This is a genomic window from Devosia sp. (assembly GCF_036563435.1).
Taxonomy (GTDB): Bacteria; Pseudomonadota; Alphaproteobacteria; order Rhizobiales; family Devosiaceae; genus Devosia.
Genome location: NZ_DATCMJ010000020.1, coordinates 108283 through 114282, shown reverse-complemented (window position 1 = coordinate 114282; position 6000 = coordinate 108283). Strand labels below are relative to the sequence as shown.

The 6000-nt window shown below is 56.0% G+C and carries 8 protein-coding genes; 5 read left to right on the top strand and 3 right to left on the bottom strand.

What is annotated here, in order from left to right:
* Window positions 1-197 precede the first annotated feature (197 nt).
* The 4 genes from VIL88_RS18055 to VIL88_RS18040 all read left to right on the top strand — a co-directional run bounded on the left by VIL88_RS18055 (window position 198) and on the right by VIL88_RS18040 (window position 2333).
* The gene (locus VIL88_RS18055; protein ID WP_331991010.1) at window positions 198-470 is read left to right on the top strand and encodes a DUF6894 family protein; all 273 of its coding nucleotides are present in this window, start codon (window positions 198-200) and stop codon (window positions 468-470) included.
* Complete coding sequence (locus VIL88_RS18050; protein ID WP_331991009.1) at window positions 467-661, top strand: hypothetical protein; 195 nt, start codon at window positions 467-469, stop codon at window positions 659-661. The genes VIL88_RS18055 and VIL88_RS18050 overlap by 4 nt, the downstream gene beginning before the upstream one ends.
* Window positions 662-841: 180 nt before the next feature.
* Window positions 842-1204, top strand: coding sequence for a response regulator (locus VIL88_RS18045; RefSeq protein ID WP_331991008.1), 363 nt, complete (start codon window positions 842-844; stop codon window positions 1202-1204).
* Window positions 1205-1520: 316 nt separating this feature from the next.
* On the top strand, window positions 1521-2333 hold the full coding sequence (locus VIL88_RS18040; RefSeq protein WP_331991007.1) for a class I SAM-dependent methyltransferase: 813 nt from the start codon (window positions 1521-1523) through the stop codon (window positions 2331-2333).
* Between the two features lie 410 nt (window positions 2334-2743).
* Here the strand turns inward: VIL88_RS18040 and trxA are convergent, their stop codons facing one another.
* Together trxA and VIL88_RS18030 are read right to left on the bottom strand one after the other, a co-directional pair.
* Complete coding sequence (gene trxA / locus VIL88_RS18035) at window positions 2744-3064, bottom strand: thioredoxin (protein ID WP_331991006.1); 321 nt, start codon at window positions 3062-3064, stop codon at window positions 2744-2746.
* 53 nt (window positions 3065-3117) lie between these two features.
* Window positions 3118-3477, bottom strand: coding sequence for a hypothetical protein (locus VIL88_RS18030; protein ID WP_331991005.1), 360 nt, complete (start codon window positions 3475-3477; stop codon window positions 3118-3120).
* A gap of 312 nt (window positions 3478-3789) precedes the next feature.
* Here VIL88_RS18030 and VIL88_RS18025 point away from each other — a divergent pair, with 312 nt between their 5' ends.
* Window positions 3790-4320: a MarR family transcriptional regulator gene (locus VIL88_RS18025; RefSeq protein ID WP_331991004.1), complete on the top strand. Its 531-nt coding sequence runs from the start codon at window positions 3790-3792 to the stop codon at window positions 4318-4320.
* Between the two features lie 63 nt (window positions 4321-4383).
* Here VIL88_RS18025 and VIL88_RS18020 read toward each other — a convergent pair whose 3' ends face one another.
* Window positions 4384-5697, bottom strand: coding sequence for a S41 family peptidase (locus VIL88_RS18020; RefSeq protein WP_331991003.1), 1314 nt, complete (start codon window positions 5695-5697; stop codon window positions 4384-4386).
* Window positions 5698-6000 lie beyond the last annotated feature (303 nt).

Here is a 6000-nt window from a genome sequence, read left to right as displayed (position 1 = left end):
CAAGAGCAATCAGCGTCTCCCAATCGTCTGCGCCCTAACTCGATGGCATCCGATGAGGTTGTGGTTATCACAACTAACGTGAACACGCACTATTCTGCATCAGTATGTCTAATCCATGTTATAGGTGTTTGGCGGTTCCGTAGTGTCGGAAACAGTGGCGCCTTTTCCATTGGTACTCCGCATCAGGAGATTACCGCATGGCCCGTTTTTTCTTCCACGTTGTGGATGGACAATTTGTGCCCGACACGGTCGGGATCGAGTGCAGCACACAGGCACAGGTTAAGACCCAAGCGATCCGCATTGCGGGTGAGATGATCAAGGACCTAGGCTCGGAATTGTGGGACACAAGCCGCCTCGACCTTTTCGTCTGCGACGCGCAAAATAACACCCTTTTGAAACTGTCGTTCTGTGCTGAGGATGTTTCTGGTTCGCTTGGTAATCTGGTGCCCACAGCGCTGGAAAATACATGATGCTCAAGGCAATACAGCTTCCTGAGGCAGTGGCGGCGCTGAACGCTGTCGTCACGGAAACAGACTTGATGCAGTGGCACGACGACTGGATGAGCAGCTCCGAATATGTTGGAATGTCTGACGACAACGCTAAACTTCTGGAGGCGTCGTTCGAAGGGAAGGCGCAGCACTTCGCCGGTGTTGCGCAGTAGGCGAGCGTCACGGTCGTCCGACGGGTAGCAGCGGCAATTCAGCAGTTTGGCCACGGAAATTGGGCGGAGGCGCTTGGTCGCTACTGCCTGAGGTAAGCCATAGTTGATCTGCTTAGGGGATCATTCTCCACATCTGCACGTTCTGTTGAGCGCCGCCCAGGAGCGCGGGACAATCATCCAATGACCGAAAAGATCGCCGTGCTCGTCGTTGAGGACGAAGCACTGATATTGATGGATATCGCAGACCACCTGGAAGCTGCTGGCTTCAAAGTCTACGAGGCAATGAACGCTGACGCGGCCATCAATCTGCTCAACGCGCACCTCGACATTCGCCTGATGTTCACTGACATCGACATGCCCGGCTCCATGGACGGATTGAAGCTGGCGGGGGCAGTTCGCGACCGCTGGCCACCTGTAAAGATCATCGTTACCTCTGGAGCGCGAATGATCGAGATTACGGATATGCCGGACGGCAGCATGTTCTTCAGCAAGCCGTACAATCACACCGCGGTTCTAAGCTCGATGCACGAGATGCTTGCCTGACTTAGCCGCTCAGCGAGGCGGCAGCTGCATTTCGGGCGGCCTCCCACTCGACCCAAGATCAGCACTGAGGCAGGGTACATGGCTCTTGGAACGTGAACGACGGCAACGGCAGCTTTCGGGATGGCTTGCCACGCACGCGAATGACTGAAAGGGATCGACTGCCGACTGGCGCAACGAGGTCGTAGGATCCGGACAACAAGGGGGTGGTTTGCAGACTGCAGCTTCTAGCACACGTGGGGCTAGAGCAGATATGTGCGCTGATGCTTGACCGCCTTGATGCCTCGCCATCTACTGAGCCCATTGTTGGGAGGGACCAATGAACGCTCCAGTGCTAGCCAAGGCGACAGGTCGAGCAGCTTTCGGTCTTGATCCTGCGAGCTATGACAGGTCACGTCCAGACTATCCCGCTTGGGTGTTTGATACTCTGCGCTCACAATGCGAGGTTGGCGCGGGCACTGCGGTCGTTGAGATCGGAGCTGGCACCGGGAAGGCGACGCGCCACCTTCTGGCATTGGGTGCCAATCCCCTCATTGCAATAGAGCCTGATCCTCGACTTGCAGATTTCTTGAAAGGTGATGGAGCAAATTCCGCACTTCGTGTCGTCAATAGTGCCTTTGAAGACGTGGAGCTTGGGCATTCCAGATTTGACTTCGCCACGAGCGCCACGGCCTTTCACTGGTTGGACGAAAGTGCTGCTCTAGCAAAGATCTCCACCGCCCTTCGGCCCGGAGGGTGGTGGGCGCCGTTCTGGAACATCTATGGTGACCCAACAAAAGCCGATCCCTTCCACGAGGCAACCCTAAGCCTGCTCTCCAGCGGGCCAACCAACCCCTCGAACGACGGCCAGTCACGACTTGAATTTGGAGCAAACGTTGAGGCTCGCGTAGCAGCAATTAAGGCCACCAGCGCCTTCGACATCATTGATTATCGCCAAAGCACCTGGTCGGTTGTGCTGAATGCGGAGCAGACCGTTGGTCTTTACGCCAGCTACTCCAATGTCAGTCTACGCCCTGATCGGGAGGATGTTCTGGCCAAGCTGGGCCGCATCGCCCGGGAGGATTTCGACAATCAGGTGACCCGCAATGTCACAACGGTCCTTTACCTCGCTCGCCGCTCGGCATCTGCTTAACATCCCGCGCATATTTTGCGCCTGCTTTCAGGAATGAACACTACCGCAATCGAATAACTGGCTTGGGGTCGATAGCTGTCCGCTCTGCTTCAACTTTGGGGTGGGAAACCGGACTGTCCGCTGACGGACGCAATGCAAATAAGCGGCCCTCCGGTGCGCATCGCTATCCAAGTTTTGGAAGCGAGTTGGCGTCCAAATCGCTCTCGAGGACCCCGAGGTTTCGGCGAGATGATAAGTGGTGGGTCCACTTCGGGATTGTTCGGAAAGAACTTCGGGGTGGCGGCGTTACGGATTCAATCAAACGCACTGCAAAAGCCGACCTGTTCGTTGACCAAGAGGCGGATAGCCTATCGGAACAAACGGCGTCGGAGGAAACCGCAACGCTTCTTACCATCTATGGTGGGTCGTGCTCAGATGAAGCTATCCAACCACTTGATCATCGAACTTCTTGGCTGGCCGGCACCGACGCGGGCGTCTACGGCCTCGCCATTCTTGAACATGACTAGCGTTGGCATGTTGCGAACGCTGTAACGGGCGGCTAGCGCTGGGCTTGTCTCGACATCGACTTTGACGATCCCGATAACGCCGGAAAGCTCACCGGCGATCGCTTCCAACATTGGCGCCATGGCAAGACAAGGTCCGCACCACTTGGCACCGAAGTCCACCAGCATCGGAATGTCAGAAGCTAGCACGGCTTCTTCAAAACTCCCATCGTCTACTTCAACGATCATTTAAACCTACTCCTCCGTCTCGTCTGTTCTTCACCACCGAAGCCGCAAGTGACTCAAAAACTTGGTGCTGCGAAGCCGTAGTTGCCCCAATACGCACCAGTGAGAATAGAAAGCAAAATGGCCAAGGGTACTGAATGCCCTCCGTCGCGGTGGACGAGCAGCGTCAGGAAAATCGCAAGACAGTGCAATCCGGCAAGAATGAAACCAAACGGTGTCGTGTGCGGCATCAGCAGCAAAATACCGATAGCCAGGCAGACGGCGCCATTGACTAGATGCCAGTTGCGGGGGAACCCCCAACGAGCATAGTTCTCCACCATCTCGCGCAGGCCTAAGCTGTTCGCGACGCTATTCAGAATATATGCCGAGCCAAGCAGCCAAACGAGCAAAATTGCCCAGTGATAACCGAGGATCATTTCGATAAATCCTAACAATTACATAGTCAGAAGGTCGCTCATTCAGACCCTAGAATGACCGTTCCGGTGCTCAGCTTTCGGCGGTATATATCCCCCGCCGATATTACGGCTGTGCGATCACGCCCGCAGAGCGAGACCCGCCCTTAGCTGTGCATGTCTCCGCAGGCAGGTCTCTGGCCAGCCTTATACGAGCTGGGCAGTCCGAATGGCAGGCGCAGTTACTTACAGTTTTTCGCCTATCTAGCCGCGGTGAATTCCACTTTCCGTGCCGAACAGCTATTTACCTTACATGCAGCAGGGGATCGACAAGCAATGAGCGTCAACGACAGCGGCGGGCACTCGACCAAAGGAAATACCCAGTTGCCAACGATGCCACAGCCAGCCCCCACTAGCGGCGTACTGTCCGAGGAGCAGCGAGCAGCCCTAGACCTTGATGTTTCCTGGCTGTTTTACCGCACGGAGTTCCGCAAGCGGATGGTGCAGGAGGGCTACCTCAAACACTATTGGCGAAGTGTTTTTGAAGCCGACATGATCTTCAGCTTGATCGCGCAGCGCCATCTGGAGGGTTCACCTATAACGCTCAAGGAGCTGGCGACGTACTTTAAAGTGTTGGCGACAGAGGTGACCGTGAAGCGCCATATCGATGATATGGAAGGCGCCGGAACAGTAATGCGGATCACGGACTCTCGAGACCGGCGACGCTTGTTTTTGGTTCCCACGGTCCGCCTAGCGGAGATCGGCCGCATCTTCCTGCAAGCGCGGGTGGACTTGGCTCTGGATCAAGGCTTTGTCTATGACCCAGAACGTGCGGCAACGATCAAGAAGGCCCGATCTGCGGGGTGACACTGTACGGTAGACCGCGACCTTTCAACGCTTGCAGGCAGGCACCTTCTAAGCAACCAACCTCTAGCCGACTGCACTGCTATTTGGCGGAAAGAGAGTACTTCTTTCATGGCCACCGATTAGTCGCAGGGCATACTGAAGCTGCGTATCATCTTCTTTGTCAGCCGGAACATAGGCGGAAGAGCCGCTTGAAGATTCCGGCTGCCCCGGAATGGTTATGTGACCTGAAAGAGACCACTCGCCAGGCACCATGTCCCTTCCAGACAGCTCCGGTGGCACCACCTGGCGAACTACGACGTCCGGTTCGATACCCAGCGCCTGGATCGAGCGGTTACTAGGCGTGTAGTAGCGAGCCGTTGTGAGCCGCATGGCTCCACCAGGGCCGAGTGGAAGAATAGTCTGTATTGACCCTTTGCCGTAGGATCGCGTGCCCACTACCGTCGCTCGACCATGGTCCTGCAATGCGCCGGCGACTATTTCAGAGGCAGAGGCAGAGGCACCGTTAATAAGCACCACAAGCGGAATGCCCGCGAGCTTTGCATCCCTGGGATCAGGCCACGCGTCCAAGCGGGCATTTGCGTCAGGCACACGTCCACGCATCAGCACCACAGCCCCGCGCGACATAAAGGTGTCAGCCACCATCACCGCCTGCTCGACTAGGCCTCCAGGATTGTTGCGCAAGTCTAGAATGATGCCCTTTGGCGCTGCGCCAGCACGCTGAGAATACACGGCGTCAATGGCTTCCCCGACGTCGCTCCCTGCCTGAGCACTGAAACTCGTGACACGCAAAACCGCGACGTCTCCTTCCATCAACCACTGCACAGCTGAAGTTGCTATTGTCCGTCGCTCCAAAGTGAGTTCAAGCGTGTCAAGTGTACCCTTGCGCAGGATGGATACGGTAACGCTGCTTCCAATTGGGCCCCTTATTCGCTTCACGGCGTCTTCGTGACTCACTCCTTCAACGGTGATGCCATCAATGGCGATAATCTCGTCCCCGGCACGTATTCCCGACTCTACAGCTGGCGATCCCGCAAAAACCGCAGTGACGGAAAGTCTGCTACCAGTCATTTCCGTCTGGAGACCCACTCCGCCGTATTCGCCCGAGAGCCCTTGGCTCATAGTAATGTAGGCTTCTTGCGTTAGGTAAGTGGAATGGGGATCCAGCGAATTCATCATGCCTTGGATTGCCGCACGCACGAGGTCCCTCTCGTCCGGGGCATCCACATAGGATTGGCGTATCTGATCGAACACCTCGCCGAACAGCGTCAATCCGGCCTCAACCTGAAACTTCTCATCAACACGATCGTCGTTGCCCACGGTAAACGAGCTTGAAAGGGCGAACATACTTGCCAATGCAACTATTCTGAAGTCAAACATAGTAGAGGGCGCTCCAGCGAAGTAAACTCGATCTAGTTGAATACCTGCACTGGCCATGTTTCGCCAAAAAAAGCCATCATGTGCCGAGACACCGCATTGCCGCTAGGGCAGGCCCTCTTACTGCGAACTGCGGTTGAGAAGCTGTCTCTTCAACGCCGCCACCATTGAGGCTCAAGTGCTTACGGGGGGAGTTCAACCGGCAGTTCCCGCAGTCGTGCGATGTGCAACTCGGAAGGCAAGTGCGCAGGAACGCCCGGCGAAAGCCGAAGATCATCATCGTTCCCGATTTGCAGTGATGTGGCG

Coding starts and splice junctions, on each gene's coding strand:
- VIL88_RS18045 (WP_331991008.1), top strand. CDS start 842: ATGACCGAAAAGATCGCCGTGCTCGTCGTTGAGGACGAAGCACTGATA.
- trxA (WP_331991006.1), bottom strand. CDS start 3,064: ATGATCGTTGAAGTAGACGATGGGAGTTTTGAAGAAGCCGTGCTAGCT.
- VIL88_RS18020 (WP_331991003.1), bottom strand. CDS start 5,697: ATGTTTGACTTCAGAATAGTTGCATTGGCAAGTATGTTCGCCCTTTCA.
- VIL88_RS18030 (WP_331991005.1), bottom strand. CDS start 3,477: ATGATCCTCGGTTATCACTGGGCAATTTTGCTCGTTTGGCTGCTTGGC.
- VIL88_RS18055 (WP_331991010.1), top strand. CDS start 198: ATGGCCCGTTTTTTCTTCCACGTTGTGGATGGACAATTTGTGCCCGAC.
- VIL88_RS18050 (WP_331991009.1), top strand. CDS start 467: ATGATGCTCAAGGCAATACAGCTTCCTGAGGCAGTGGCGGCGCTGAAC.
- VIL88_RS18025 (WP_331991004.1), top strand. CDS start 3,790: ATGAGCGTCAACGACAGCGGCGGGCACTCGACCAAAGGAAATACCCAG.
- VIL88_RS18040 (WP_331991007.1), top strand. CDS start 1,521: ATGAACGCTCCAGTGCTAGCCAAGGCGACAGGTCGAGCAGCTTTCGGT.